The sequence below is a fragment of the Kitasatospora sp. NPDC056651 genome (assembly GCF_042792155.1).
Classification (GTDB): Bacteria; Actinomycetota; Actinomycetes; order Streptomycetales; family Streptomycetaceae; genus Kitasatospora.
The window spans coordinates 40,109-67,077 of the sequence record NZ_JBHTWX010000041.1 but is presented as its reverse complement, the minus strand read 5'-3'; the positions used below and the strand labels follow the sequence as shown (position 1 = coordinate 67,077).

23 protein-coding genes are annotated in these 26,969 nt (G+C 73.4%); 14 read left to right on the top strand and 9 right to left on the bottom strand.

The window, feature by feature from the left end; genetic code table 11:
* Positions 1-204: 204 nt before the first annotated feature.
* A complete protein-coding gene (locus ACFRAR_RS18185) occupies positions 205-414 on the bottom strand; it encodes a DUF5703 family protein (RefSeq protein ID WP_224285495.1) in 210 nt (69 codons plus the stop codon).
* A gap of 364 nt (positions 415-778) precedes the next feature.
* Here ACFRAR_RS18185 and ACFRAR_RS18180 point away from each other — a divergent pair, with 364 nt between their 5' ends.
* Positions 779-1,384, top strand: coding sequence for a hypothetical protein (locus ACFRAR_RS18180; protein ID WP_380699076.1), 606 nt, complete (start codon positions 779-781; stop codon positions 1,382-1,384).
* Between the two features lie 136 nt (positions 1,385-1,520).
* Here the strand turns inward: ACFRAR_RS18180 and ACFRAR_RS18175 are convergent, their stop codons facing one another.
* Together ACFRAR_RS18175 and ACFRAR_RS18170 are read right to left on the bottom strand one after the other, a co-directional pair.
* Positions 1,521-3,734, bottom strand: coding sequence for a helix-hairpin-helix domain-containing protein (locus tag ACFRAR_RS18175; protein WP_380699075.1), 2,214 nt, complete (start codon positions 3,732-3,734; stop codon positions 1,521-1,523).
* A gap of 58 nt (positions 3,735-3,792) precedes the next feature.
* Positions 3,793-4,773 (bottom strand): aldo/keto reductase, encoded by a 981-nt coding sequence (locus tag ACFRAR_RS18170; RefSeq protein WP_380699074.1) that lies wholly within the window; start codon positions 4,771-4,773, stop codon positions 3,793-3,795.
* 297 nt (positions 4,774-5,070) lie between these two features.
* Between ACFRAR_RS18170 and ACFRAR_RS18165 the strand changes: the two genes are divergently transcribed.
* Entirely contained in the window at positions 5,071-6,117 is a 1,047-nt protein-coding gene (locus tag ACFRAR_RS18165) for an LLM class F420-dependent oxidoreductase (RefSeq protein ID WP_380699073.1), read from the top strand.
* A 93-nt stretch (positions 6,118-6,210) separates the two neighbouring features.
* Here the strand turns inward: ACFRAR_RS18165 and ACFRAR_RS18160 are convergent, their stop codons facing one another.
* Complete coding sequence (locus ACFRAR_RS18160) at positions 6,211-7,191, bottom strand: magnesium and cobalt transport protein CorA (RefSeq protein WP_380699072.1); 981 nt, start codon at positions 7,189-7,191, stop codon at positions 6,211-6,213.
* 171 nt (positions 7,192-7,362) lie between these two features.
* On the opposite strand from ACFRAR_RS18160, the gene ACFRAR_RS18155 reads away from it, so the two are divergent.
* From ACFRAR_RS18155 to mshC, 6 genes are all read left to right on the top strand, one after another.
* Positions 7,363-8,055 (top strand): histidine phosphatase family protein, encoded by a 693-nt coding sequence (locus ACFRAR_RS18155; RefSeq protein ID WP_380699070.1) that lies wholly within the window; start codon positions 7,363-7,365, stop codon positions 8,053-8,055.
* Positions 8,056-8,251: 196 nt separating this feature from the next.
* On the top strand, positions 8,252-8,818 hold the full coding sequence (locus ACFRAR_RS18150) for a DUF3090 domain-containing protein (RefSeq protein WP_380699083.1): 567 nt from the start codon (positions 8,252-8,254) through the stop codon (positions 8,816-8,818).
* The gene (locus tag ACFRAR_RS18145; RefSeq protein ID WP_380699069.1) at positions 8,788-9,660 is read left to right on the top strand and encodes an SCO1664 family protein; all 873 of its coding nucleotides are present in this window, start codon (positions 8,788-8,790) and stop codon (positions 9,658-9,660) included. The genes ACFRAR_RS18150 and ACFRAR_RS18145 overlap by 31 nt, the downstream gene beginning before the upstream one ends.
* Positions 9,661-9,749: 89 nt before the next feature.
* Positions 9,750-10,679 carry an AraC family transcriptional regulator gene (locus ACFRAR_RS18140; protein ID WP_380699068.1) on the top strand — a complete coding sequence of 310 codons (930 nt, stop codon included), beginning with the start codon at positions 9,750-9,752 and terminating at the stop codon, positions 10,677-10,679.
* Between the two features lie 125 nt (positions 10,680-10,804).
* Positions 10,805-11,644: a carbohydrate-binding protein gene (locus ACFRAR_RS18135; RefSeq protein WP_380699067.1), complete on the top strand. Its 840-nt coding sequence runs from the start codon at positions 10,805-10,807 to the stop codon at positions 11,642-11,644.
* A 209-nt stretch (positions 11,645-11,853) separates the two neighbouring features.
* Positions 11,854-13,083, top strand: a complete 1,230-nt coding sequence (mshC, locus tag ACFRAR_RS18130) for a cysteine--1-D-myo-inosityl 2-amino-2-deoxy-alpha-D-glucopyranoside ligase (protein ID WP_380699066.1) — start codon at positions 11,854-11,856, stop codon at positions 13,081-13,083.
* Between the two features lie 85 nt (positions 13,084-13,168).
* On the opposite strand, the gene ACFRAR_RS18125 is transcribed toward mshC, so the two are convergent.
* Both ACFRAR_RS18125 and ACFRAR_RS18120 read right to left on the bottom strand, forming a co-directional pair.
* On the bottom strand, positions 13,169-14,122 hold the full coding sequence (locus tag ACFRAR_RS18125; RefSeq protein ID WP_380699065.1) for a PAC2 family protein: 954 nt from the start codon (positions 14,120-14,122) through the stop codon (positions 13,169-13,171).
* Positions 14,123-14,421: 299 nt separating this feature from the next.
* Entirely contained in the window at positions 14,422-15,516 is a 1,095-nt protein-coding gene (locus ACFRAR_RS18120) for a hypothetical protein (protein WP_380699064.1), read from the bottom strand.
* Positions 15,517-15,659: 143 nt separating this feature from the next.
* On the opposite strand from ACFRAR_RS18120, the gene metH reads away from it, so the two are divergent.
* The 3 genes from metH to ACFRAR_RS18105 all read left to right on the top strand — a co-directional run bounded on the left by metH (position 15,660) and on the right by ACFRAR_RS18105 (position 21,840).
* Positions 15,660-19,169, top strand: coding sequence for a methionine synthase (gene metH, locus ACFRAR_RS18115; RefSeq protein ID WP_380699063.1), 3,510 nt, complete (start codon positions 15,660-15,662; stop codon positions 19,167-19,169).
* A 140-nt stretch (positions 19,170-19,309) separates the two neighbouring features.
* Positions 19,310-20,014, top strand: a complete 705-nt coding sequence (locus tag ACFRAR_RS18110; RefSeq protein ID WP_380699062.1) for an HAD family hydrolase — start codon at positions 19,310-19,312, stop codon at positions 20,012-20,014.
* Between the two features lie 221 nt (positions 20,015-20,235).
* A complete protein-coding gene (locus ACFRAR_RS18105; protein ID WP_380699060.1) occupies positions 20,236-21,840 on the top strand; it encodes an ABC transporter substrate-binding protein in 1,605 nt (534 codons plus the stop codon).
* 90 nt (positions 21,841-21,930) lie between these two features.
* On the opposite strand, the gene ACFRAR_RS18100 is transcribed toward ACFRAR_RS18105, so the two are convergent.
* Together ACFRAR_RS18100 and ACFRAR_RS18095 are read right to left on the bottom strand one after the other, a co-directional pair.
* Positions 21,931-22,602, bottom strand: coding sequence for a response regulator transcription factor (locus ACFRAR_RS18100; RefSeq protein ID WP_350523854.1), 672 nt, complete (start codon positions 22,600-22,602; stop codon positions 21,931-21,933).
* Positions 22,603-23,502, bottom strand: coding sequence for a RecB family exonuclease (locus ACFRAR_RS18095; protein ID WP_380699059.1), 900 nt, complete (start codon positions 23,500-23,502; stop codon positions 22,603-22,605).
* Positions 23,503-23,663: 161 nt separating this feature from the next.
* Here ACFRAR_RS18095 and ACFRAR_RS18090 point away from each other — a divergent pair, with 161 nt between their 5' ends.
* The 3 genes from ACFRAR_RS18090 to ACFRAR_RS18080 all read left to right on the top strand — a co-directional run bounded on the left by ACFRAR_RS18090 (position 23,664) and on the right by ACFRAR_RS18080 (position 26,625).
* Positions 23,664-24,881, top strand: a complete 1,218-nt coding sequence (locus tag ACFRAR_RS18090; protein ID WP_380699082.1) for a site-2 protease family protein — start codon at positions 23,664-23,666, stop codon at positions 24,879-24,881.
* A gap of 46 nt (positions 24,882-24,927) precedes the next feature.
* Positions 24,928-25,887 (top strand): tRNA (adenine-N1)-methyltransferase, encoded by a 960-nt coding sequence (locus ACFRAR_RS18085; protein WP_380699058.1) that lies wholly within the window; start codon positions 24,928-24,930, stop codon positions 25,885-25,887.
* A 126-nt stretch (positions 25,888-26,013) separates the two neighbouring features.
* Positions 26,014-26,625 (top strand): hypothetical protein, encoded by a 612-nt coding sequence (locus ACFRAR_RS18080; protein WP_380699057.1) that lies wholly within the window; start codon positions 26,014-26,016, stop codon positions 26,623-26,625.
* An 8-nt stretch (positions 26,626-26,633) separates the two neighbouring features.
* Here the strand turns inward: ACFRAR_RS18080 and ACFRAR_RS18075 are convergent, their stop codons facing one another.
* Positions 26,634-26,939 (bottom strand): ferredoxin, encoded by a 306-nt coding sequence (locus ACFRAR_RS18075; protein WP_316520352.1) that lies wholly within the window; start codon positions 26,937-26,939, stop codon positions 26,634-26,636.
* Positions 26,940-26,969 lie beyond the last annotated feature (30 nt).

Below are 26,969 nucleotides of genomic sequence, written 5' to 3'. Positions count from 1 at the left end.
GTCGCGGTTGGGGGGGGCGTCCCCGGGGGGGACTGGGGGGGGGGGGTCGGCAACCACCCCCTCCCCGCCGGGGTGGGCCACCTCGGCGGGGGTCTGGTGGGGCGGTTGGGGGGGGGCGCCCCCCCCGCGGCCGCGGGGGGGGGGGGCGCGGGCGGCCGCCACGGCTCGGTGCGAGTCCTCCTCAGGGGCGCGGCGCTCCGCTCGTCACCAGCTCCGGACCTGCCGGATGATCCGCCGCTTCAGCCGGACCGTCCGGCTGCCGTCGGGGAACAGCCGCAACCGGTCGAGCTCCCAGTGCCCGTACTCGGCGTGCTCGGTGAGCAGTTGGCGCGCCGCGTTGCGCGTGGTGCCGCGCGGCATGCGCAGGGACTGGTACTCGTACTCCGGCTGCCGGACCGGCTTCCGTGGGGTCAAAACGCTCCTCCTGGGGATCACCTTCGGGTAAGCCTACGACCTGCCCCGGACGGCCGGCCCGGATATTTCCGGCCGTGCTCCGGTGTGGAATCGGCGGCCCGCGGGGGGTGCGGCCCGGACGGTCGACTGACAGTGCATCAGCTCTGGTGCTGCTGCGAAGGAGATACCCCGATCCCGGCGCGCTCAGCCGCACCCGGACGGCCCCGTCGGGCCCGGCGCGCGCCCCTGGCGCCCCCTTCACGCCGGTGTCACGGGAGGACGAAGTGGTATGGATCGGACATCAGGGGGGAAGTTGCGGTGAAATCGCGGGTGTAGGTGACAACCGCTGTGCGTACCGACACCGCGGGGAGATAGCGTCTGCACCATGTCTGATGCCGCGCAGCCCACCATTGCCGAGGTACGCGCCGCCGCTGAGGCGGTCAAGGCCGCCATCGACCGTCATCTGGAAGCGGTGTCAAGCCCCAACGCAGCCGATGATCCCGCCGTGTCCGCCGCCTACGAGCAGCTCGCGACGGCGGCCATCGCCTACGACCAGCTCCTGTACGAGGCCTACGACGAGGTCACGCCCTTCGAGATCCCGGGGGACGAGGGCCCGGGGGGGTACCACGGCCCCGAACAGCCCGAGGCGATCAGCGTGTTGATCCGCCGCGACTACCACGTCGTCGACCCCAAGCGGCTGCGTGCCCAGGCCGAGCGGCTGGACGAGTCGCTCACCCCGGGCGGCTCCGGCGCGGGCGAGGTGAACGCCGCGATCGGCGTGCTGTTCGGCGAGTACGAGCCGGACGAGATCGCCGCCCGGAGCGAGGAGTTCGGCCTGGAGGAGGGCGACTCCACGCTCTGGGTCGCGGCCGCCGAGCCGACCGAGCCGGGCGAGTGGCTGCCGGAACCCTTCGAGCACGCCGATCCGCAGCTGCTGATCTGCCGGTTCGACGTGAGCGAGGTCTACGACGATGAGGACCTGGACGACTGAAGGCGTCCAGGAGGTGAGGCCGTTCGGAACGTGAGGCCGTTCGGAACGCCGACGGGCGGGCCCGGGATCACCGGGGCCCGCCCGTCGTGTCGTCATGGCCGGCACCTCGTGGAACGGGGGCGGTCACGGCGGCCGGTCAGTACGCCGAGGCGGTGGCGTTCTCGGCGAGGATCGCCCGCAGCCGGGTGGTGCGCGGCTGCGCCGGGCGCTCGGCGACGGCCTGGGCGAGCGCCGGGCCCGCCGCGTGCACGACGGACAGGTGCCGCTCGGCACGGCCGAAGGCGGTGTAGACCCACTGCCGGGTGAGCGCCGGGGCGGCGTCCTCCGGGAGCACGACCACCGCACCCGGCCAGCGCCGTCCGAGCGCCTGGTGGACCGTCAGTGCCCAGCCGTGCCGCAGCCGGGTGGCCTCGGCCGGCGGGACGGTCCGGTGCGAGCCGTCCGGGTATTCCAGGTGCAGGCCGGTGGCGTCGCCGTCCAGCACCCGGGCCGGGCGGGTGATGCCGGGCGCGGGGGAGTCGACCACCCGGTCGCCCGGGTCGAAGCCGCCGAACCGGCCGGGGCCAGGGTTGAGCCGGGCCTTGGCGGCGGCGTTGAGCGCCCGGGTGCCGGCCGGGCCGCCGTGGCCCGGGGTGAGCAGCACCACCTGCTCGACCGGGATGCCGAGCGCGCGCGGGATGGAGTCGGTGAGCAGCTGGATGGCGCGATGGACGGCCTCGCCGCCGTCCTTGGCGGTCAGGATGACCACCTCCTTGTCCGGCGCCTCGACCGGCTGGAGCTCGCCGACGCCGACGCCGGAGACCAGTTCGCCGATCGGGCCGAAGTCCGGGGTGCGGGAGGCGACCGCCGGGCAGGCCTTGGCGGCCAGCAGGTCGGCGAAGAACCGGCCGGGGCCGGCCGACCAGAGCTGGCCCGGATCGCCGCTGAGCACCAGCCGGGTGCCGTCGGCGAGCGACTCCAGGACGGTGGCGGCCAGCTCGACGTCCAGCAGTGGGGCGTCCAGCACGACCAGCAGGTCCAGGGCGAGGGTGCCGTCCGGGGCGCGGCCGGGGCCGGCGGTGCCGGAGAGCAGCTCGGCCAGGGTGACCACGGTGCTCCGATCCCCGGCGGCCGCCCCGGCGAGTGCGGCGAGGGCGTCGCGGCCCTGGTCGGTCCAGGTGGCGGCCCAGGCCCGCAGGCCGAGGCCCCGGGCGGCGGTGACGAGCGCGGCCGGCTCGGCGCGGGCCGCCTCGCCGCCGGTGTGCAGCACCAGGGCGTGCTCGGCGACGGCCTTGATCAGGGCGGTCGCGGAGGAGGACGAGGCCGCCTCGGCGGCGGCCGCCCAGGCGCTCGGGCCGGGGGCGACGGGGGTCTGCTCGGCGGTGGCCTCGGGTTCCGCACCGTCCGCGTCCGCGGCTGCGCCCATGTCCGAGCCCTCGCCCGAGCCCTCGCCCGAGCCCTCGGCAGGGCCCTCGGCAGGGCCCTCGCCCGGCACGAAGGTGGCCATCAGCTGGAGCAGCTTCTCGGTGAGACTGACCTCCGCCATGCCCAGCGCTTCCAGCGCGAGCAGCGTCCGGGTCGGGGCCTCGTCCTCCTCCTCGCCGCCGCCCGCCGCGTGCGCCTCGGCGCCGGTCAGCTCCTCCTGGAAGGTCAGCACCCGCCCGTTCTCGACCGCGGACTCGATGGCGGCGGCCGGATCCGGCATCCGGAGGCGGCCGAGCCCGGCCACCACCTCGGTCAGCTCCAGGGCGGAGTGCCCGCGCAGCGCCGCCTGGTCGAGCAGCCAGATCACCAGTGCCCGGCCGCGGCGCGGATCGTTCGGCGCGGCGCCGGGGCCGAGCAGCTTCTGGGCGAAGCCGTCCGCGTGCTCGGGGCGAACGCCGGGCAGGCCCAGCACCGCCCACGGGTCCTCGCGCAGCCGCTCGGGGGCCTCCTCGCCGAACGCGGCCACGGCGGCCGGCGCCAGTTCGGCCGGGGCGCCGCCGGCGGTCAGCACCTCGGCGGTGGCGCGCAGCGCCTCGCCGCGCTGCCGGTCGGACACCACCGGGGCCGGAACCGCGGGAGCGGCGGGAGCGGCAGGAGCGGCAGGGGCCGCGGGGGCCGCCGGAGTGGCCGGGGCAGCCGGCTCCGACCCCTCGGGCTCCGGAGCGTCCGCCGTCGGGGGCTCCGCCGTCGGGGCCTCCGCCGTCGAGGGCTCCAGCATCGAGGCCTCCGCCCGTGCGGCACCCGCCCGCGCGGCATCCGCCGCGGCGTTCTCCGGCTGCATGCCGCGGATCTGCTGGGCCAGCTCCGCGAACTTCGCCGCCTTCTCCTCCGAGGTCAGCCGGGCCCCGGTGGTCACCTCCGGAGCGCCGTTCCCCGTGTCAGTCATCGTCGTCCGCTCCAAGGTCACTCCACTGCGCGTTCTGCTCGACAACCCGGACCGGGGGTCACAGCTCGGTCCATCCCTGGTCCGGGTAGCGGTGCACCGGCGACGAGATGTCGTCCAGCGCACCACGGATCTCATCCGGAAGCGTAAGCGCCTCCACCGACAGCGCCGCCTGGAGCTGGCCCGGCGTCCGGGCTCCGACCAGCGCGCTCGCGACCCCGGGCCGGTCCCGCACCCAGGCCAGCGCGACCGCCAGCGGGCTGCTGGCGAGCCCGTCGGCGGCGGTGGCGAGTGCGTCCACGATCCGCCGGGAGCGTTCCCCGAGGTACGGCTGGACGTACCCGCTCAGGTACGGCGAGGCGCCGCGCGAGTCCTGCGGGACGCCATGCCGGTACTTGCCGGTGAGCACGCCGCGCCCGAGCGGGGATCCGGCCAGCACCCCGACCCCGGTGTCCAGGGCGGCGGGCAGCGCCTCCCGCTCGATGCCGCGCTGGAGCAGCGAGTACTCCAGCTGTGCCCCGGCCAGCGGCACCCGCCCGTGGTGGGCGCGCTGCCAGGTGGCGGCCCGGGCGAGCTGCCAGCCGCTGAAGTCGCAGACCCCGACGTAGCGGGCGCGTCCGGAGGAGACGGCGATGTCGAGGGCGCTGAGCGTCTCCTCGACCGGGGTCGCGGGGTCGAAGGAGTGCACCTGCCACAGGTCGACGTAGTCGGTGCCGAGCCGGCGCAGCGAGGCGTCCAGGGCGGCGAGCAGGTGGCCGCGGGAGCCGTCGAAGCGGCGGGCGGACTCGGGGACGCTGCCGGCCTTGGTGGCGATCAGGAGCTCGGAGCGAGGGATCAGGCTGTCGGTGAGCCGGGAGATCAGGTACTCGGCGCCGCCGTCCGCGTACACGTCGGCGGTGTCGATCAGGTTGCCGCCGGCGTCGACGAACTCCTTCAGCTGCTCGGCGGCCTCGGGCTCGTCGGTGTCGCGGCCCCAGGTCATGGTGCCGAGGCCGAGCCGGGAGACCTGTAGGCCGGTGCGGCCGAGGTGACGCTTTTCCATCGGACGGGCCCTCCACTGGCCGCTGCTCCCGGGAGCCCGGGCAGCCCTGTAAACGCGCAGGTGGGGAGGGTGCTCCCCACCTCGGCTGAGCGTAGCGGCCGGTGCCCGGGCAGGGGTGCAGACCCGCAGAACGATCATCGCGCCGGCGCGCTGCCCGCCGGTGCGGCGGAGCCGGCGGAAGCGGAGCGGCGGAAACCGGGCAGGTGTGACCCAACCCACTGCTACCCGCCAGTAGCATGACCGGCGTCGGCGCGGCTACCCTCGCGGGCAACCCCAACCCACTGGAAGGTGCGGCAGATGCGACTCGGGATCAACCTCGGCTACTGGGGACTCGGCATGGACGCCGACAACATCGCCGTGGCCCAGGAGGCGGACCGGCTCGGCTACGCGGTCTGCTGGGCGGCGGAGGCGTACGGCTCGGACGCCGCGACCGTGCTCAGCTTCGTCGCCGCGAAGACCGAACGGATCGACGTCGGCTCGGCCATCTTCCAGATCCCGGCCCGCACCCCGGCGATGACCGCGATGACCGCCGCGACCCTGGACGCCCTCTCCGGCGGCCGGTTCCGGCTCGGCCTCGGCGTCTCCGGTCCCCAGGTGTCCGAGGGCTGGTACGGCGTGAAGTTCGACAAGCCGCTCGCCCGCACCCGCGAGTACGTGGAGATCATCCGCAAGGCGATGTCCCGCGAGCGGCTGGTGCACGAGGGCGCGCACTGGACGCTGCCGCTGCCCGGCGGCCCCGGCAAGCCGATCAAGCTCACCGTGCACCCGGTGCGCGAACACATCCCGCTGTACATCGCCGCGATCGGCCCGAAGAACCTGGAGCTCACCGGCGAGATCGCCGACGGCTGGCTCGGCATTTTCTTCTCGCCCGAGCACGCCGGGCTCTCGCTGGACCCGCTGACGGCCGGCCGGGCCAGGGCCGGGAAGACCCTGGAGGGCTTCGACCTCTGCCCGACGGTGAACCTCACGGTCGGCGAGGACGTCAAGGCCGGGGTCGACGCGCTGCGCTCGTACGCCGCCCTGTACATCGGCGGCATGGGCAGCAAGGAGAAGAACTTCTACAACCAGCTCGCCCGGCGGATGGGCTACGAGCAGGCCGCCGACGAGGTCCAGGAGAAGTACCTGGCCAGGGACTACGCGGGCGCCGCGGCCGCCGTCCCGCACGACCTGATCGACGCCACCTCGCTGATCGGCGACACGGCCCGGATCGCCGACCGGATGCAGGCCTACGCCGAGGCGGGCGTCAGCACGCTCACCCTGGCTCCGGCCGGGTTCTCCCTGGACGAGCGGATCCGGGCGCTGCGCACCGGCGTCGAGGCGCTGGAGCGCGCCGGCCTGGCGTGACCGGAGCCGCGTGACCCGACCGGACCCGCGTGACGTGACCGGACCCGCGTGAACCGGACCCGCGCGGCCGGACGGCGGGTCCGGTGAGCGGCACTACAGCCAGTCGTGCCGCTTGAACACCCGGTGCAGCACCACGCAGACCACCGCCATCAGCGCCAGCACCGCCGGGTACCCCCAGGGCTGGCGCAGCTCGGGCATGTCCTCGAAGTTCATCCCGTAGATGCCCGCGATCATCGTCGGCACGGCGGCCAGTGCCGCCCAGGCCGAGATCTTCCGCATGTCGTTGTTCTGCTGCACGCTGACCTGCGCCAGGTTGGCGCTGAGGATGTCGGACAGCAGCCGGTCCATGCCGTCCACCTGGTCGTTCACCCGGGCGACGTGGTCGGCGACGTCGCGCAGGTAGGGCGCGGCCTCGGGGCGGACGAAGCGGGCGCCGCGTTCCAGGGCGAGCATCGGCTCCAGCAGCGGGCCGGTGGCCCGGCGCACGGACATCACCTGGCGCTTGTAGCCGTAGATCCGTCCGGCGGTGTCGGTGCCGACCCGGCCGGGGGAGAAGATGTCGGCCTCCAGCTCGTCCAGGTCGGTCTGGAGGGCGGTGGCCACCTCGACGTAGCCGTCCACGACGATGTCGCACACCGAGTGCAGCACCGAACTGGGGCCGTAGCGCAGCAGTTCCGGGTCCCGTTCCAGGGTGGCCCGCAGCCCGCTGAGCGGGCTGTCCTCGCCGTGCCGGACGGTCATCACGAAGTCCGGGCCGAGGAAGACCATCACCTCGCCGACGGTGACGACGTGGGCGCCGGGGTGGTAGCCGACGGTCTTCAGGGCGACGAACAGCGAGCCCTGGTAGGCCTCGACCTTGGGGCGCTGGTGGGCGCTGACGGCGTCCTCGACGGCCAGCGGGTGCAGCGCGAACTCCTTGCCGACGCGGCCGAGTTCCTCGGCGGTGGGCTCGAAGAGGCCTATCCAGACGAAGCCGTCCGGACCGGCCGCGCGGGCGGCGGCGAGCGCGCCGGCCAGGTCCTCGGGGGCCTCGATCCGGCGGCCTTCGTGGTAGGCGGCGCAGTGGACGATCATGCGGGCCATTGTCACCCGGGCGGGGCCGCCGGGCACGGACCCGGGTCAAGCCGGGCCAACCCGGGCCCGGCGGACGGGACGACGGGGTCGAGGCCGGGGGTGGGTGAGGCCGGGACCGGGGGCGGGCGGAACCGGGCCCGCGGCCGGGCCCCGAGGCCGTAGGCTGACCCCATGCCCACCCTGCTGCTCGTCCGTCACGGCCGCTCCACCGCGAACACCGCAGGAATCCTGGCCGGTTGGACCCCCGGCGTGGATCTCGACGACACCGGCCGCGGCCAGGCCGCCGCGCTGGCCGGCCGACTGGCCGGCATCCCGCTGGTGCAGGCGGTCAGCAGCCCGTTGGAGCGCTGCCGCCAGACCCTGGAGCCGCTGCTGGCGGTCCGGCCCGAGCTGGGTGCGCCGGCCGAGGACGAGCGGCTGGGGGAGTGCCACTACGGCGAGTGGACCGGCCGGCCGCTGGCCGAGCTGGCCAAGGAGCCGCTCTGGCGCACCGTGCAGGACCACGCCGCCGCGGCCGCCTTCCCCGGCGGGGAGTCGCTGCGCGCGCTGAGCCACCGCACGGTGGACGCGGTGCGCGAGTGGAACCGGAAGATCGCCGCCGAGCACGGCGAGGACGCGGTCTGGATCGCCTGCTCGCACGGGGACGTGATCAAGGCCGTGGTGGCCGACGCGCTCGGGCTGCACCTGGACCACTTCCAGCGGATCAGCGTCGAGCCCTGCTCGGTCACCGTGATCCGCTACACCCCGCAGCGGCCCTTCGTGCTGAGGATGGGCGACACCGGCGACCTCACCTCGCTCGCCCCCCGGCCCGGTCCGGCCCCGGCGGCCCCGGCCGGCGACGCGGTGGTCGGCGGCACCGCCTGACACTCCCCGCCGACGGGCCGTCCGGGGAGGCACCGTCCGTGCGGCACCGGCCGGTTCCCCGGGTGCCACCCCGCCCGCGGCCGTCGGCTCGGCTCCCCGGCCGGAGCCCGGAGGTCGTAGGGTGACTGATGAGTCCATCCGGCCGCGGCCCGCCCCCGGCGGAACCGCGCCGACCGACACGATCCGGAGCGAGAGCGTGCCCCGTCAGGTCTACTTCTACGACCAGCCCGAACGGTTCGTGGCCGGCACCGTCGGCCAGCCCGGCGCCCGGGCGTTCTACCTGCAGGCCAGCGCCCGGGGCCGGATCACCAGCGTGCTGCTGGAGAAGACGCAGGTCGCGGCGCTCGCCGAGCGCATCGAGGAGGTCCTGGACGAGGCGCTGCGGCGCAGCGGCGGCGATGCCGCGATCCCGGCCGCCGCCCCGAAGGACCTGCTCGACACCGCTCCGCTGGACCTCCCGCTGGAGCAGGAGTTCCGGGTCGGCACCATGGCGCTGGCCTGGGACAGCGTGGACGGCTGCCTGGTGGTCGAGGCCCAGGCACTGGTCGATGACGAGGAGGAGGGCGCCGAGGAGGCGGTCTTCACCGACGACGACACCGGCCCGGACATGCTGCGGGTGCGGCTGACCGGTGCGATGGCCCGGGTCTTCGCCAAGCGCGCGCTGGACCTGGTCGCGGCCGGCCGCAAGCCCTGCCCGTTCTGCAACCTGCCGCTCGACCCGGAGGGGCACCTGTGCCCGCGCGCGAACGGCTACCGGCGCTGAACACCGACACCCCGCCGCAGGCCGACCCGGCCGCCGCCGCCGCGCTGGCCGCCGACGTGCCGACCGCCCTCGCGCTGCTGCGCCAGGGCGAGCTGACCGTGCACGGGCGGCTCACCGAAGCCTCCAACGCCGCGCTGTACTGCACGGTGGCGCACGGTTCGCTGAGCGCGCAGGCCGTCTACAAGCCGGTGGCCGGCGAGCGCCCGCTGTGGGACTTCCCGGACGGGACGCTGGCCGGCCGCGAGGTCGCCGCGTACGAGGTGTCCGCCGCGACCGGCTGGGCGCTGGTGCCGCCGACCGTGCTGCGCGAGGGCCCGCACGGGCCCGGCATGGTGCAGCTGTGGGTCGAGCCGGATCCGGATGCCGAGCCGCTGCTGGCCCTCCAGGACCCGCACGGCCCGGAGGCGGGCTGGCTGCCGATCGTCCGGGCCGAGGTGGAGGGCGGGCGGACGGCCCTGCTGGTGCACCACGACGACCGGCGGCTGCGCCGGCTCGCGGTGCTGGACGCGGTGCTCAACAACGCCGACCGCAAGGGCGGCCACCTGATCCCGGCCGCCGACGGCCGGGTGTACGGCATCGACCACGGGGTCACCTTCAACACCGAGGACAAGCTGCGGACCCTGCTCTGGGGCTGGGCCGGGGACCGGCTCACCGCCGAGGCGCTGGAGGTGCTGGCCCGGCTGGCCGAGCAGTTGGACGGCGAACTCGCCGAGCGCCTCGCTCCGCACCTGACGGCGGCCGAACTGGACGCCACCCGGGCCCGGGTGGCCGAGCTGCGCGGCTCCGGACGGCACCCGCTGCCGCCCGCCGACTGGCCCGCGATCCCCTGGCCGCCCGTGTAGGGCCCGTCGTGCCGGTGGTCTGGACCGGTACTCGAAATCGGCGGCAGATGGTCTGGACCTGTCCCCGGAACAGGTCGCACACTGCTCCGATGGATGTGCGACCGACCACCCCCACCCCCCGAACCACGCCGGACCTGCCGTTGCACCGGTTACAGGTCCCGCTGCCCCACCTGCTGCCCTTCGCCGTCGGAAGCTTCGACGCGATCGGCCCGCTCTCCCGGGCCGGCTTCCCCCACCGGCACTCGTTCTACGAGATCGTGCACGTCACCGGCGGCCACGGCGCCCACGTCCTGGACCTCGTCCACCGGCCGTTGGCGCCACCGCAGTTGTGCGTGATCACGCCGGGCCAGGTGCACTACTGGGCGGACGCCGAGGAACTGACCGGCCGGGTCGTCCTGTTCAACGAGGACTTCCTGCTCGGCCATCCCCAGGACCTCGCCGCCCTGCGGGCCCTGGCCACCCGGCCCGCCATCGCGCTCGGCGACCAGGCCGACGCGATCGCCGGACTGCTCGCCGACATGGAGTACGAGTACCGGACCAGGGCGCCCGGCTACCAGGGTGTGCTGCGGGCCAGCCTGCACATCCTGATCGTCCGGGCGCTGCGGGCGTGTACGCCGGCGGACCGCCCGGCGGTGCCCAGCCGGCCGGCCGAAGTGGCCGCCGCCTTCACCCGGTTGATCGCCCGGCCGGGCGGGGTGCGGCACTCGGTGGCCTCCACCGCGCAGGAACTCGGCGTCTCCCCGGGGCACTTGCAGACCCTGGTGAAGCAGGCCACCGGCCGTACCCCGGGCGGGCTGATCCGCCGCCAGCAGACCCTGGAAGCCAAACGGCTCCTGGCCTGCACCGATCTGACGATCCGTCAAGTGTCCAAGGAGGCGGGATTCGTCGACCCGGCCTACTTCTGCCGGTTCTTCCGCCGGGAGACCGGGATGACTCCGGGGGAGTTCCGGGCGCGGGTCGACGGAAATCACCACGATCCCCGGATCATGTCCATCGCGGTCGCGCCGGACGGGCCGTAACTTTGCTGCTGGCCACCGGTGGCCGGTCCGGCGCGCGCTGACGGGCGGCCGGTCCGGCCCTTGTCATGCCCCCACCATGGCAAGGGCCGCCCCCACCCCTCCGCCTCACGAAAAGGAGACGGCGCATGTCCACGTCCGACGGCATGATCAGCCGAAAGACCGTCCTGAAGGCTGCCGCCGCACTAGGCGCCGCCCCGCTGCTGGTCGGCGGCGGAGTCGCACTCGCCCGGGACCAGATCGACAGCGGACAGCCGCTCGGCCTCACCCCCGAGTGCCACGACGGCGACGCCCCCACCGTCGAGCAGATCGAGGGCCCGTACTTCAAGCCCAACTCCCCGCTGCGCAGCTCGATGGTCAACGACGGCCCCGGCACCCACCTGGTGGTCAGCGGCTACGTCTTCGGCCGTGCCTGCCAGCCCATCTCCGGCGTGCTGCTGGACTTCTGGCAGGCCGACAACGGCGGCAACTACGACAACGTCACCTACACCTTCCGCGGCCACCAGTTCACCGACGCCAACGGCGCGTACAAGCTGGACACCATCGTCCCCGGTCTCTACCCGGGCCGTACCCGGCACCTGCACGTCAAGCTGCAGGCCCCGGGCCGCCAGATCGTCACCACCCAGCTGTACTTCCCGAACGAGCCGCGCAACAGCACGGACAGCATCTACGACGCCCGGCTGCTGATGAACGTCCGGCAGAACGGCAACACCCGCGAGGCCAGCTTCGACTTCGTGCTGAACGTCGCGCAGACCCCCGGCACGCCCAGCCCGACGGCCAGCCCGACGGCCACCCCGACCGGCGGCCCCAGCAGCCCGCCGCCGAGCGGCACCTGGGCCGCGGGCACCTCGTACACCGCGGGCGACCGCGTGACCTACAACGGCGTCTCCTACACCTGCCTCCAGGCGCACACCGCCATGGTCGGCTGGGAGCCGCCGAACGTGCCGGCCCTCTGGCAGCGGTCGTAGCGGCTCCGACCGCTCCCCCGGGGGAGCCGGGCGCCCGGTCGGTGGCAGGGCCGACCGGGCGCTCACCCGTACCCTCGGCAGGGGGCGCAGCCGGGGCGAAAACCGCTCACTACCAGTCGTGAAACGGCCAGGCAATGGCCAGAAGCGAATCCAGTCGATCTTTCACACTGGTTGGGCTTTCAAATGTTCGCACGGTTAAAGTTGTTTCCATGCATGCCTGGCCCGCCTCCGAGGTTCCCGCCCTGCCTGGTCAGGGGCTCCCCCTCCACATTCACGACACCGCAGCGGGCACGGTCCGCGAGGTCGTGCCGTTGGACGGCACCGCCCGGATCTACGTTTGCGGCATCACCCCCTACGACGCGACCCACATGGGCCACGCCGCCACCTACAACGCGTTCGACCTGGTGCAGCGCGTCTGGAAGGACGCCGGCCACGACGTCCTGTACATCCAGAACGTCACCGATGTCGACGACCCGCTGCTCGCCCGCGCGATCGAGACCGGGCAGGACTGGACCGCCCTGGCCGAGCGCGAGACGGCCCTGTTCCGCGAGGACATGACCGCGCTGCGCATGCTCCCCCCGGCCCACTACATCGGCGCCGTCGAGTCGATCCCGTGGATCGTCCCGATCGTCCAGAAGCTGCTGGCCTCCGGCGCCGCCTACGAGGTGGACGGCGACATCTACTTCTCGGTCGACGCCGACCCGCGCTTCGGCGAGGTCTCCGGCCTCACCCGCGAGGCCATGCGCCCGGTCTTCGCCGAGCGCGGCGGCGACCCGGACCGCCCCGGCAAGCGCAACCCGCTGGACGCCCTGCTCTGGCTGGCCGCCCGCCCGGGCGAGCCCGCCTGGGAGACCGAGCTCGGCCACGGCCGCCCCGGCTGGCACATCGAGTGCGTCGCCATCGCGCTCCAGTACCTGGGCATGTCCTTCGACATCCAGGGCGGCGGCAGCGACCTCTCCTTCCCGCACCACGAGATGGGCGCCGCGCACGCCCAGGCCGCCACCGGCGCCCACCCGTACGCCAGGGCGTACGTGCACGCCGGGATGGTCGGCCTGGACGGCCACAAGATGTCCAAGTCCCGCGGCAACCTGGTCTTCGTCTCGGCGCTGCGCCGCGACGGCGTCGACCCGGCGGCGATCCGCCTGGCGCTGCTCTCGCACCACTACCGGGCCGACTGGGAGTGGACCAAGGGCACCCTGGACGAGGCCGTCGAGCGCCTCGCCCGCTGGCGTGCCGCGGTCTCCCGCCCGGACGGCCCGGCGGCGGAGGAACTGCTCACCGAGGTGCGCGCGGCCCTCGCGAACGACCTGGACGCGCCCGCCGCGCTGGCCGCGGTCGACCGCTGGGCGGCCCGGCAGGAGTCCGAGGGCGGCACCGACACCGGCGCGCCCGGCCTGGTGACCCGCACCGTGGACGCCCTGCTCGGCGTCGCGCTGTAGTGCCCTAGCGCGGCCGTAGTGCCCTGGTACGCGGGAAGGGGCGGTCGGGACCTGATGTCCCGGCCGCCCCTTCCCGCGTACCGCCTCACTCTTCCTCGGCGCCGTCCTGGCTCTCCCGGGTGCCGCCCGGTGCCTCCGGATCGGCCGGCCGCTCCGCCGTCGCGTGCCCGGACACCGGCTTCTCGCCGGTCGGCCCGACGTTCTCCCGGCGGCGCAGGTAGCGCTCGAACTCGCGGGCGATGGCGTCCCCGGAGGCCTCCGGCAGCTCCGCGGTGTCCTGCGCCTCCTCCAGCTGCTGGACGTACTCGGCCACCTCGCTGTCCTCCGCGGCCAGCTGGTCCACCCCGAGCTGCCAGGCCCGGGCGTCCTCGGCCAGCTCGCCCGGCGGGATGCGCAGGTCGAGCAGGTCCTCCAGCTTGTTGACCAGGGCCAGCGTGGCCTTGGGGTTCGGCGGCTGCGAGACGTAGTGCGGCACCGCCGCCCAGAGCGTCACGGCCGGGACCCCGGCGTGGGTGCAGGCCTCCTGGAGCACCCCGACGATGCCGGTGGGGCCCTCGTAGCGGCTCTCCTCCAGGTCCAGCCGGCGGGCCAGCTCGGGGTCGGAGGTGACGCCGCTGACCGGCACCGGGCGGCTGTGCGGGGTGTCCCCGAGCAGGGCGCCCAGGATCACCACCAGCTCGACGCCCAGCTCGTGGGCGAAGCCCAGCAGCTCGTTGCAGAACGAGCGCCAGCGCATGCTCGGCTCGATGCCGCGGACCAGCACGACGTCCCTGGTGGTCGGTTCCGTGACGCGGATCACCGAGAGCCGGGTGGTCGGCCAGGTGATCCGGCGGATGCCGCCGTCCAGCCAGACCGTGGGCCGGTTGACCTGGAAGTCGTAGTAGTCCTCCGCGTCCAGGGCGGCGAACACCTTGCCGCCCCAGGTCTCGTCCAGATGTGCCAGAGCCGCGGAGGCGGCGTCGCCCGCGTCGTTCCAGCCCTCGAAGGCGCAGACCATCACCGGGTCGATCAACTCGGGAACATCTTCCAACTCGATCACCCAGCGTCTCCCTCCGGTCGGCGGTCGGACCCGCGCCGCCCGGGCCGGCCTGCCCGGGCGCCGACCGGCCGGCTGCCGACTGTCGAACCTCTCGTCTCCCATGGAACGCCTCGCTCCATGGTCCCTACCTGCCCAGCCTACGGGCTTTGATGCGCACGGCGGCCGGGCACCGGGACAGTCTGGGGGAGCGGGGCGCCGCGATCCAGCGGATATCGCGGTGCCCTCGACTGACGAACCGTCAGGTCACGGGCGGCGGCGAAGGGTGAGCGGCCGGGGACGCGGCGTGACGGCGCGGGCCGCTATCCGGCGTCCACCCAGCCGTCGCGGTACGCCGCCCAGTGCTCGGGCCGCGCGGCGAAGTCCACGTACAGCGCGACGCCGAAGTTCTCCCGCCGCCGGTCCTCCCGGCCGAGGCCCAGCCGGACGCCCCGCACGGCGGCGCGGACGGTCTCGGCGTCGCCCCAGTGGCCCCACTTGTCGTCCCAGAAGAAGGGGAGGCCCATCAGCAGGTCCACGCCGGCCGGGGTGGACCGCAGCGCGAGTTCGGTCTGCCGGGCGACGTAGCCGCCGTACAGCGGCTCGGTGGGCATCGACGTGTCGTAGCTCATCACCGCGATCTGGTCGACCCGCCGGGCGGTCTCGGTGAAGTACGCCCGGTCCCACCACTTGCCGTGGTCGGTGAGCAGGATGCCGGCCGTGTGCAGGCCCGGGACCGGGTCGATCTGCGGGACCGCCACCGACAGCTGGGCGCCGCGCGCCGCGGTGACCGGGCGGACCTGGTCGAGCAGCGCCAGCCAGCCCGCCGAGCCGGGGCGGATCGGCTCCATGTCGAAGTGCACGCCGTCGAAGCCGAGGTCCAGCACCTGGCCGGCCGAGGCGGTGACCCGGTCCCGGGTGGGGCCGTCCTCCAGGTCCAGGGCGTCCTTCTCCGGCTTGACCTCGTCACCCAGCCAGGCCTGGAGGCGCACGCCCGGCAGCTCCCGGTGCACGGTGTCGGTGAACCACCGGGCCCGGGGGTGGGCGGCGGGCGGCAGCGAGCCGTCGTGCTCCAGCGGGCCGGTGTGCACGTAGAGGTCCCGGATGCCGGTGCCGGCCAGCTGCCGCGCGAGCGCGGCCACGTCGGCCTCGGTCCTGCGGCCGTCCACCCAGGCGTGGCCGAGCCAGAGCGCGTCCCGGCCCCGGGTGCGGGCCTCGGCGCCGGGAGCGCCCGTGTAGTCCAGGCGGAACATGACGAAGACGGAGCCCAGTGCGGTGGCCGGAACGGCCACCGCGAGGGCAAGGGCCAGCAGGGCCCGGCGCCACCACGACCATGCCCGCCAGCGGGTGCGCAGCGCTCTGGCCGGGGCCGTCAGGGCCCGACCGGCACGCCGCGCGAAGACCCGGAATCCGGCCACGCGCTTGCTCCCCCCTTGCGGTCGAGCGCTCAGGATACGGAATGGAACGGCGAGCCCACCCGCGGGCCGGATACCCTGGCCAGGTGCGTACCCGAGCAAGCGGGTTCGCAAAGCCGACAGCCGTCGCACCAGGGAGACGCCCCATGGCCATCGCAGCCAACCCGTCCGTCACTCAGCAGAGCCGCGCGAACGCGCTGCGCGAAGCGCTCGCCACCCGGGTGGTGGTCGCCGACGGTGCCATGGGCACCATGCTCCAGGCGCAGGATCCGACGCTGGAGGACTTCCAGAACCTCGAAGGCTGCAACGAGGTCCTCAACATCACCCGCCCGGACATCGTCCGGTCCGTCCACGAGGCCTACTTCGGCGTCGGCGTGGACTGCGTGGAGACCAACACCTTCGGCGCGAACTTCAGCGCGCTCGGCGAGTACGAGATCGCCGAGCGGATCTTCGAGCTCTCCGAGGCCGGCGCCCGGATCGCCCGCGAGGTGGCGGACGCCCACGCCGCCGACGGCCGCACCCGCTGGGTGCTCGGCTCGATCGGCCCCGGCACCAAGCTGCCGACCCTCGGCCACGCCCCGTACGAGGTGCTGCGCGACGGCTTCCGGCAGAACGCGGCCGGCCTGATCGCCGGCGGCGCCGACGCGCTGCTGGTCGAGACCAGCCAGGACCTGCTCCAGACCAAGGCCGCCATCCTGGGCTCCAAGCGGGCCCTGGCCGAGGCCGGGCTGGACCTGCCGGTGCTGGTGCAGGTGACGGTGGAGACCACCGGCACCATGCTGCTCGGCTCCGAGATCGGCGCCGCGCTCACCGCGCTGGAGCCGCTCGGCGTCGACTACATCGGCCTCAACTGCGCGACCGGCCCGGCCGAGATGAGCGAGCACCTGCGCTACCTGGCCAAGAACGCGAGGATCGGCCTGTCCTGCATGCCGAACGCGGGCCTGCCGGTGCTCGGCAAGGACGGCGCCCACTACCCGCTCTCCCCGGCCGAACTGGCCGACGCCCACGACGTGTTCACCCGGGAGTACGGGCTCTCGCTGGTCGGCGGCTGCTGCGGCACCACGCCCGAGCACCTGCGCCAGGTGGTCGAGCGGGTCCAGGGCCGCCCGATCGCCGCCCGCGACCCGCGGCCCGAGCCCTCGGCGGCCTCGCTGTACCAGGCGGTGCCGTTCCGTCAGGACACCTCGTACCTGGCGATCGGCGAGCGCACCAACGCCAACGGCTCGAAGAAGTTCCGCGAGTCGATGCTGGCCGGCGACTGGCAGGCCTGCGTGGAGATCGCCCGCGACCAGATCCGCGACGGCTCCCACCTGCTGGACCTCTGCGTGGACTACGTCGGCCGCGACGGCGTCGCGGACATGAAGGAGATCGCCGGCCGGCTGGCCACCGCCTCCACCCTGCCGATCGTGCTGGACTCCACCGAGCCGCCCGTGCTGCGGGCCGGCCTGGAGGCGCTCGGCGGCCGCGCGGTGCTCAACTCGGTGAACTACGAGGACGGCAACGCCCCGGACTCGCGCTTCGGCAGGATCGCCTCGCTGGCCCGGGAGCACGGCGCCGGCCTGATCGCGCTGACCATCGACGAGGAGGGCCAGGCCCGCACCGCCGGGAAGAAGGTCGAGATCGCCGAGCGGCTGATCGACGAGCTCACCACCGACTACGGCATCGACGAGGGCTCGATCCTGGTCGACTGCCTCACCTTCACCCTGGCCACCGGCCAGGAGGAGTCCCGCCGGGACGGCATCGAGACCATCGAGGCGATCCGCGAGCTCAAGCGCCGCCGCCCCGCGGTGCAGACCACCCTGGGCCTGTCCAACATCTCCTTCGGCCTCAACCCGGCCGCCCGGGTGGTGCTCAACTCCGTCTTCCTGCACGAGTGCGTGGAGGCCGGCCTGGATTCGGCGATCGTGCACGCCTCCAAGATCCTGCCGATCTCCCGCATCCCCGAGGACCAGCGCGAGGCCGCCCTCGACCTGGTCTACGACCGCCGCCGGGACGGCTACGACCCGCTGCAGCGCCTGCTGGAGCTGTTCGAGGGCGTCTCCTCGGCCTCGGTCAAGGCCTCCAAGGCCGAGGAGCTGGCGGCGCTCCCGCTGGAGGAGCGGCTGCAGCGCCGGATCATCGACGGCGAGCGGGGCGGCCTGGAGGCCGACCTGGACGAGGCGCTGACCGTCCGCCCGGCGCTGGAGATTATCAACGAGACCCTGCTGGCCGGCATGAAGGTGGTCGGCGAGCTGTTCGGCTCCGGCCAGATGCAGCTGCCGTTCGTGCTCCAGTCCGCCGAGGTGATGAAGACCGCGGTGGCCCACCTGGAGCCGCACATGGAGAAGTCCGACAACGAGGGCAAGGGCACCATCGTGCTGGCCACCGTCAAGGGCGACGTCCACGACATCGGCAAGAACCTGGTCGACATCATCCTGTCCAACAACGGCTACAACGTCGTCAACCTGGGCATCAAGCAGCCGGTCTCGGCGATCCTGGACGCCGCGCAGGAGCACAACGCGGACGTGATCGGGATGTCCGGGCTGCTGGTGAAGTCCACCGTGATCATGAAGGAGAACCTGGAGGAGCTGAACCAGCGCAAGCTGGCCGCGTCCTTCCCGGTGATCCTCGGCGGCGCCGCGCTCACCCGGGCGTACGTCGAGCAGGACCTGCACGAGATCTACGAGGGCGAGGTCCGCTACGCCCGGGACGCCTTCGAGGGCCTGCGGCTGATGGACGCGCTGGTCGCGGTCAAGCGCGGCGTGCCCGGCGCGACGCTGCCGGAGCTGAAGCAGCGCCGGCACGCCCGGGTCGAGGTGGAGGAGCCGGAGCCCGAGGTCAACCTCGGCCAGATCCGCTCCGACGTCGCCGTCGACAACGCCGTGCCGACCCCGCCGTTCTGGGGCGACCGGATCGTCAAGGGCATCCCGTTCGCGGACTACGCCTCCTGGCTGGACGAGGACGCGCTGTTCAAGGGGCAGTGGGGCCTGAAGGCCGCCCGCTCCGGTGACGGCCCCTCGTACGAGGAGCTGGTGGAGACCGAGGGCCGGCCGCGGCTGCGGGCCTGGCTCGACCGCCTGCAGACCGAGGGCTGGCTGGAGGCCGCCGTGGTCTACGGCTACTACCCGGCCAACTCCAAGGGCGACGACCTGATCGTCTTCCACGAGGACGGCACCGAGCGCACCCGCTTCACCTTCCCGCGCCAGCGGCGCGGGCGCCGGCTCTGCCTGGCCGACTTCTTCCGCCCGGAGGAGGCAGGGGTGCGGGACGTCGTGGGCCTCCAGGTGGTCACCATGGGCAACCGGATCTCGGAGGCGGCCAACGAGCTGTTCGCCGGCAACTCGTACCGCGACTACCTGGAGCTGCACGGCCTGTCGGTGCAGCTGGCCGAGGCGCTGGCCGAGTTCTGGCACGCGCGGGTCCGCTACGAGCTGGGCTTCTCCGGCGAGGACCCGCAGGACGTGAAGGACATGTTCGCCCTCAAGTACCGCGGCGCCCGCTTCTCGCTCGGCTACGGGGCCTGCCCCGAGCTGGAGGACCGGGCCAAGATCGCCGAGCTGCTGAAGCCGGAGCGGATCGGCGTGGTGCTCTCCGAGGAGTTCCAGCTCCACCCGGAGCAGTCCACCGACGCGATCGTGATCCACCACCCGGAGGCGAAGTACTTCAACGCCCGGTAATCCGGGGTTCGCGCAGCGTTCGCTCCTTCCGGACGAAGCGGGCGTATCCTTGATGATCCTGAACGGGCCGGTCCGCTCACCAGCGGGCCGGCCCGCGCCTTCCCCGGGCACGTCCCGGGCCTGCCGGAGGGACCCCCGCCATGACGACCAGCCCCACCGCCACGCGCGTCCTCGACCACGAGGACGGCCGCGGGCTCCAGGCGGTGCTGTTGGACATGGACGGGACGCTGGTGGACACCGAGGACTTCTGGTGGCAGGCCGAGGTCTCGCTCTTCGCCGAGCTGGGCCACGAGCTGGACGAGGCGGACCGGACCCATGTGGTCGGCGGTCCGATGACCAGGGTGATGGACTACCTGGTCGCCCGCACCGGGGTGGACATCGCGCCGGCCGACCTCGGGGTGCTGGTCAACCAGCGCTTCGTCGACCTGCTGGCCGGCGGCGTGCCGCTGATGCCGGGCGCCGAGCGGCTGCTCAACACCCTTGCCGCGCACGGCGTCCCGGCCGCCCTGGTGTCCGCCTCGCACCGGCACGTGATCGACATCGTGCTGCGCTCGCTGGGCGCCCACCACTTCGCCTTCACGATCGGCGGGGACGAGGTGCCGCGCACCAAGCCGTTCCCGGACCCGTACCTGGAGGCGGCCCGCCGGCTGGGTGCGGAGCCGTCCCGCTGCGTGGTGATCGAGGACACCCCGACCGGGGTGCGGGCGGGCGAGGCGGCCGGCTGCCCGGTGATCGCGGTGCCCTCGGTGGCGCCGGTCGAGCCGGCTCCGGGGCGGCTGGTGCTGCCCTCGCTGGAACGGGTCGACCTCGACCTGTTGCGCTCCCTGGTCGTTTCGCGAGTGTGATTGTCATCTCACTGCGACCCTGGCCTACTCGCCGGTAGGTGGCCCGTCAGGCCCCCCGGAGGGGGTCTCCGGGGGAGAAAACGGGCAATGGCTGACAACTCGTCGGGTGCCCCGTGATGCCCTGAACCACCGTGTCCCAAACGTCACCTGAACGAGTACCGGTCGTACGTGTTCGATGTGGCACGCTACTCCAGTTCGTGCCACCCAGAAGGACGCGCCTCGTGAAGACTTCAGTTGAACGCCTGGCAGTACTCGGTTGCGCCGGCCTGGTCACCGTGTCGGTGGCCGGTTGCGGATCCATGACCGACGTGGTCAAGGGGGACGGCGGCAAGTCGATCACCATGGGCACCAGTCAGCTGACCGGTGTCCTGGATCCCGCCGCCGCCTACGACGCCGGCTCCTGGATGCTGCTGCGCAACACCTTCCAGTCGCTGCTCACCTTCCAGGCCGCCGCCAGCGCGCCGTCCCCGGACGCCGCGCAGTCCTGTGAGTTCACCAACGGTGAGGCCACCGAGTACCACTGCACCCTGAAGCCGGGTCTGAAGTTCTCCAACGGGCACCCGCTGACGGCCCAGGACGTGGTCTTCTCGATCGAACGCACCAAGAAGATCAACGACCCCACCGGCCCGGCCGAACTGCTGGACTCGATCAAGTCGGTCGAGGCCAAGGGCGACAACGAGGTGCTCTTCCACCTCTCCACGCCCGACGCCACCCTGCCGGCCAAGCTGGCGAGCCCGGTCGGCGCCATCGTGGACCACTCGTACTACCCCGCCGACAAGATCCTCCCGAACGACAAGCTGATCGGCTCCGGCCCGTACCGCTTCGACACGCTGGAGCAGTTCAACGGCGGCAAGCAGCTGGGCAAGGTCGTCCTGGCGCCGAACGACAAGTACGGCGGCGAGGCCAAGCTGCGGAACAACAAGTTCACGGTGCGGTACTTCGACAAGGCCGAGGACCTGAAGGCCGCGCTGGACAAGAGCGAGGTCGACCTCACCGACAACAGCCTGGAGCCGAACACCGCCGCCCAGGTCCGCTCCGACCAGCAGGGCGGCAAGAGCGACCTCCAGGTGACCGAGGGCGACAGCAACGACACCCGTTCGCTGGTCCTCAACACCAAGGACCCGCTGATGAGCAACGTCGCCGTCCGCCAGGCCGTGGCCCAGATGATGGACCGCAAGGCCCTGGCCCGCGACGTCTTCGCCCGCACCGTCCAGGCGCTCTACTCGATGGTCCCGGCCGGCCTGCCCGGCCACACCACGGCCTTCTTCGACCGCTACGGCGACCAGGACGTGAACAAGGCGAAGAAGATCCTCTCCGACGCCAAGATCCAGACACCGGTCAAGTTCACCCTCACCTGGTCCCGTTCGCGGGCCGGCAGCAACGAGGCCGAGACGCTGAAGAAGCAGCTGGAGAACGGCGGCGTGTTCCAGGTGACGCTCGCCCAGGAGTCCGACTGGGACTCGTACCGCAAGGGCTGGAACGAGGGCAAGTACCAGGCCTACATCATCGGCTGGTTCGCCGACTACCCGGACCCGGACAACTACCTCGCCCCGCTGCTCGTCAACGGCGGTGCCTACCACCACGGTTGGGACGACCCCCGGATCAGCGGCCGGCTGGTGCCGGACGGCCTCAAGCAGACCGACCGCAGCGCCGCGGCCGCCACCTACGCGCAGATCCAGCAGATCGAGGCCGAGAACGTGCCGCTGATCCCGCTGTACCAGAACAAGTCCTTCTACGCGGCCCGCTCGTACGTCACCGGCGTCGAGTCCACCGTCGACACCACCGGCTACTTCCGCTTCTGGGAGATCAGCCGCACCAACAAGTAGCGCCCGCGTCACGGCGGCCCGCCCGCTCCTCCCGCGTCGTACGGGGGAGCGGACGGGCCGCCGTGACGTTTCCGCGCGCCGGCGCGGGCCCTACAGGGTGCCCGGGCGCACCAGCCCGCTCTCGTAGGCGTACACCGCCGCCTGCACCCGGTCGCGCAGCTGGAGCTTGGTCAGCACATGGCCCACGTGGGTCTTCACGGTGGTCTCGCTGACGAACAGCTCGGCCGCGATCTCCGCGTTCGACAGCCCGCGCGCCACCAGCTTCAGCACCTCCAGCTCGCGCTCGGTCAGCGCGCTCAGCGCCTGCGGCGGCGCCTCGTCGCCCGAGGGCAGCTTGGTGGCGTACATGTCCAGCAGCCGGCGGGTGATGCTCGGCGCCAGCATCGCCGCGCCGTCCGCCACCACCCGGATCGCCTGCACCAGCTCCTCGGCCGGGACGTCCTTCAGCAGGAAGCCGCTGGCGCCGGCGCGCAGCGCCTCCACCACGTACTCGTCCAGGTCGAAGGTGGTCAGCACCAGCACCTTGGCCGGGCCGTCCCGCCCCGGGCCGGCGATCCGGCGGGTCGCCTCGACGCCGTCCATCCTGGGCATCCGGATGTCCATCAGCACCACGTCGGGCTGCAGCGCCCGCACCTGGTCCAGCGCCTGCTGGCCGTCGCCGGCCTCGCCGACCACCACGAGGTCGGACTCGGCCTCCAGGATCATCCGGAAACCGGTGCGCAGCAGTGGCTGGTCGTCGACCAGCAGCACTCGGATCGTCACCTAGGACTCCTTGCTCATCGGATCCCCCGTGGGATCGCTCTCATCCGACGTACGGCTCAGCGGCAGCGGGTACGGCGGCGGGGTGCCGCCGAACTCCGGGCAGCTGGACTGGTGGTCGCACCAGTCGCAGAGGCGGTTTCGGGTGGCCGGGAAGTCCCCGGTGGCCACCGCTTGGCTGATCCGCTCCCACAGCGCCTGGAGCTTGCGCTCCACCGCGATCAGGTCCGCCTGGTCCGGGTCGTAGGAGACCACGTCCCCGCCGCCGCCGAGGTAGACCAGCTGGAGGCGCTTGGGGATCACGCCCTTCCAGCGCCACACCACCAGGGCGTAGAACTTCATCTGGAACATCGCCTTGCCCTCGAAGTCGCGCGAGGGCGCCCGGCCGGTCTTGTAGTCGACCAGCCGGACCTCGCCGGTCGGGGCGACGTCCACCCGGTCGATGTAGCCGCGCAGCAGCAGCCCCGACTCCAGCGCCGTCTCCACGTAGAGCTCCCGCTCCACCGGGTGCAGCCGGGTCGGGTCCTCCAGCCGGAACCACTGGCCGACCAGCTTCTCGGCGTCCGCCAGCCACCGGGTGAGCGCCGCGCCGTCCGGGTCCTCCGGGAACAGCGAGCCCAGCTCCGGGCGCTCGCCCAGCAGCCGCTCCCACTGCGGGCGCAGCAGGCCCAGGGCCCGCTCCGGCGTCCGCTCGGTCGCCGGGCTGTCGAACAGCCGCTCCAGCACCGCGTGCACCAGCGTGCCCCTGGTCGCCGCCTGGCTCGGCGGCTCGGGCAGCCGGTCGATCACCCGCAGCCGGTACAGCAGGGGGCAGGTGAGGAAGTCCCCCGCGCGGGAGGGCGAGAGCCCGGTCGGAGGTGCCGCCGGGCGCCCGGCGGCACTGCTGGTGTCGGTGTGCTGCATGGCTACGACCCTATTGCCCTTCGCTGCCATCCCGCTGCCACGGTGCTGCCAGAGCGGCGGCGGAGTGGGTATGAAGCCGGAAAGAGGGGCGCGCGGCGCCGCCGGGCCGCGATCACGTAGCGTGGGCGCACCGGGGCACGGCGGGAGAGACGACCGAAGGGATCACGGTGAGCGACAGCAGAGGGCAGCGGCCCTCCGACCAGCCACCGCAGGACGGCGGCCGGCGTCCGGCCGGGGCGCCGCCCGAGCGCGGCGGCGGCCTCCTGATGGGCCGGCCCTTCGGCGTGCCCGTCTACGTCACGCCGTCCTGGTTCCTCATCGCCGCACTGATCACCTGGGTGTTCGGCGGCCAGCTGGGCGAGGTGCTGCCCGACCTCGGCGCCAGCCGCTACCTGATCGCCTTCTTCTTCGCGGTCGCCTTCTACGCGTCCGTCCTGGTGCACGAACTCGCCCACACCCTGGTGGCGCTGCGCTACGAGCTCGGGGTGCGGCGGATCCAGCTCCAGTTCTTCGGCGGGGTCTCCGAGATCGAGAACGAGGCGGAGAGCCCCTGGCGCGAGTTCTGGCTGGCCTTCGTCGGCCCGCTGCTCTCGCTGGCGCTCGGCGGCCTGTTCTACCTCGGGGTGCGGGCGGTGGAGCTGTCCACCGTGCCCGGGGTGCTGCTCACCGGCCTGATGGTCTCCAACCTGGTGGTCGCGGCCTTCAACCTGCTGCCCGGCCTGCCGCTGGACGGCGGCCGGATGCTGCGCGCGGTGGTCTGGGCGATCACCGGCAGGCCGATGACCGGCACGGTGGCCGCGGCCTGGGTCGGCCGCGGCCTGGCCGTCGCCGTGCTGATCGGCCTGCCGCTGCTGAGCGCCGCCCGCGGCGTCGAGCAGACCTCCACCGACACCCTGGTGGACGCGGTGCTGGCCGCCGTGCTCGCCGCCATCATCTGGAACGGCGCCACCGGCAGCCTGCGCAACGCCCGGCTCAAGGAGGCGCTGCCCGCGCTGCGGCTGCGCGAACTGGCCCGGCGGGCCGTCGAGGTCACCGCCGACACCCCGCTCGGCGAGGCGCTGCGCCGGGCCCACGAGGCCCGGTCCGGCGCGGTGATCGTGGTGGACGGCCGCGGCGAGCCGATCGCCATCGTGCGCGAGTCCGCCGTGCGGGCGGTGCCCGAGCAGCGGCGCCCCTGGGTGGCCGTCGGCCCGCTCGCCCGCGACATCGAACCCGGCATGCGGCTGGACGCCGACCTCGGCGGCGAGGCGCTGCTGCGGGCCGTCCAGGCCACCCCGGCGGGGGAGTACCTGGTGGTCGAGCCGGACGGCCGGGTGTACGGCGTCGCCGCGCTCAGCGACATCGAGCAGCGGCTGACCGCCGCGATCGCCGGTCGTTGATCACCCGCGTCCCGGGAGCCGGTCCGCTTCCCTTAGGATTGTCCGCATGTCCGAACCGACCGGTGCCGCCCGCAGACGCGGGCCCTTCCAGGTCGGGGACCAGGTCCAGCTGACCGACCCCAAGGGTCGCCACTACACGTTCACGCTCCAGGCCGGGAACCAGTTCCACACCCACAAGGGTGCGTTCCCGCATGACGAGCTGATCGGCGCTCCCGAGGGCACGGTCGTGCGTACGACGGGGAACGTCCCGTACCTCGCGCTGCGCCCCCTGCTCCCCGACTACGTCCTGTCCATGCCTCGCGGCGCCGCCGTGATCTACCCCAAGGACGCGGGGCAGATCCTGGCGATGGCCGACATCTTCGCCGGCGCCCGCGTCGTCGAGGCCGGCGTCGGCTCCGGCGCGCTGAGCACGTACCTGCTGCGTGCCGTCGGCGAGCAGGGCATGCTGGCCTCCTACGAACGCCGGCAGGACTTCGCCGACATCGCGCAGGGGAACGTCGAGCGCTACTTCGGCGGTCCGCACCCGGCGTGGAAGCTCACCGTCGGCGACCTCCAGGACAACCTGGTCGAGACCGACGTCGACCGCGTCATCCTCGACATGCTGGCCCCCTGGGAGTGCCTGGACGTCGCCTCCAAGGCGCTCGTCCCCGGCGGCCTCATCTGCTGCTACGTGGCCACCACCACGCAGATGTCGAAGACCGTCGAGGCGCTGCGCGATCACGGCACCTTCACCGAGCCGCAGGCCTGGGAGACCATGGTCCGCACCTGGCACCTGGAGGGCCTGGCGGTCCGCCCGGACCACCGGATGATCGGCCACACCGGCTTCCTGCTCACCGCCCGCCGCCTCGCGGACGGCGTCGAGCCGCCGCTGCGCCGCCGCCGCCCGGCCAAGGGCGCGTACGGCGAGGACTACGACAGCGGGTCGCCCGAGGCCAGCCTCCAGGAGCGCGCGGCCGCCCGCAAGGCCGCCCGCGGCACGGAGACGGAGCAGCCCGACCTGGGCTGAGCCCGACGACGGACGAGGGGTGGTACGGGCGAGGAGCCCGTACCACCCCTTTCGCGTTCCGCCGATCACCGTGTGGGACGATGCTGGCTGACGCTTTGGTGGCCGGAGCCCTGGAGGGGACGCCTGGTGGAGACCGCGGTCGGGACGACGGCGACGGCTGGACAGCAGACACCGCGGGGCCGCACCGGGCCCCGGCGCGCGCGGACCACCCCCTGGCACTGGGCCGTCGCCCTGGCCGGCTGTGGCGTGGTGGTGGGGGCCGCGCTGGCCGCCTCCCCGGCGACCGGCACCCCGGTCTCCGCGCACCCCGCGCCCACGGCCCTCGCCGCGTCCGCGGGCCCCGACCCGGCGCAGCTCCAACTCCCGCTGGACTGCGGCCCGTTCCCGGTCAAGACGGCGCTCAGCGTGTCCGCGCGGCTCGGCGACGGGCGCCCCGCCACGGTGGTCGCCGCGCACTGCGCCACCGAGACCGGCACCCCTCCGGACGCCGTCCTCCTGCTCGACTTCGGCCCGGACGGGCGCCCGCGGGTGGCGGCCACCCTGCTCGCCGAACGCGAGAACCTCACCGTGAGCCGGATCACGGTGCGTTCGGACGGCGCCGTCACCGGCCACGGGCAGGGGTACTCCAGTGAGGACGTGCCGCGCTTCCGGCCGGACATCTCACTCGACCTCACCTGGACGCCGAAGGGCGGCGGCTGGGAACGCTCCCAGACCGCCGCCCCGGTCTCCGCCGTGTGACGGACCGGCTACTCCGCGTCCGGCCCGTACACCTCGACCCGGTCGGCGACCCGGCGCACGTGGATGCAGTCGCCGGGGCACTCCTTCGCCGAGTCCACCACGTCCTGAAGGATCGTCAGCGGCACCGGGGCGGTCTCCCCGGGCTGCTGGCGCAGCTCGTCGTCCGGCCCCTTCACGTAGGCCAGCCCGTCGATGTCGAGCTCGAAGACCTCGGGTGCGTACTGCGCACAGATGCCGTCGCCGGTGCACAGATCCTGGTCGATCCACACCTCCAGCGCCTCGGCCGCTGCCGCCGTCTGCTCGGTCACCGACATGGTCCCCTGCCGTTTCTGTCCCGGGTCGCC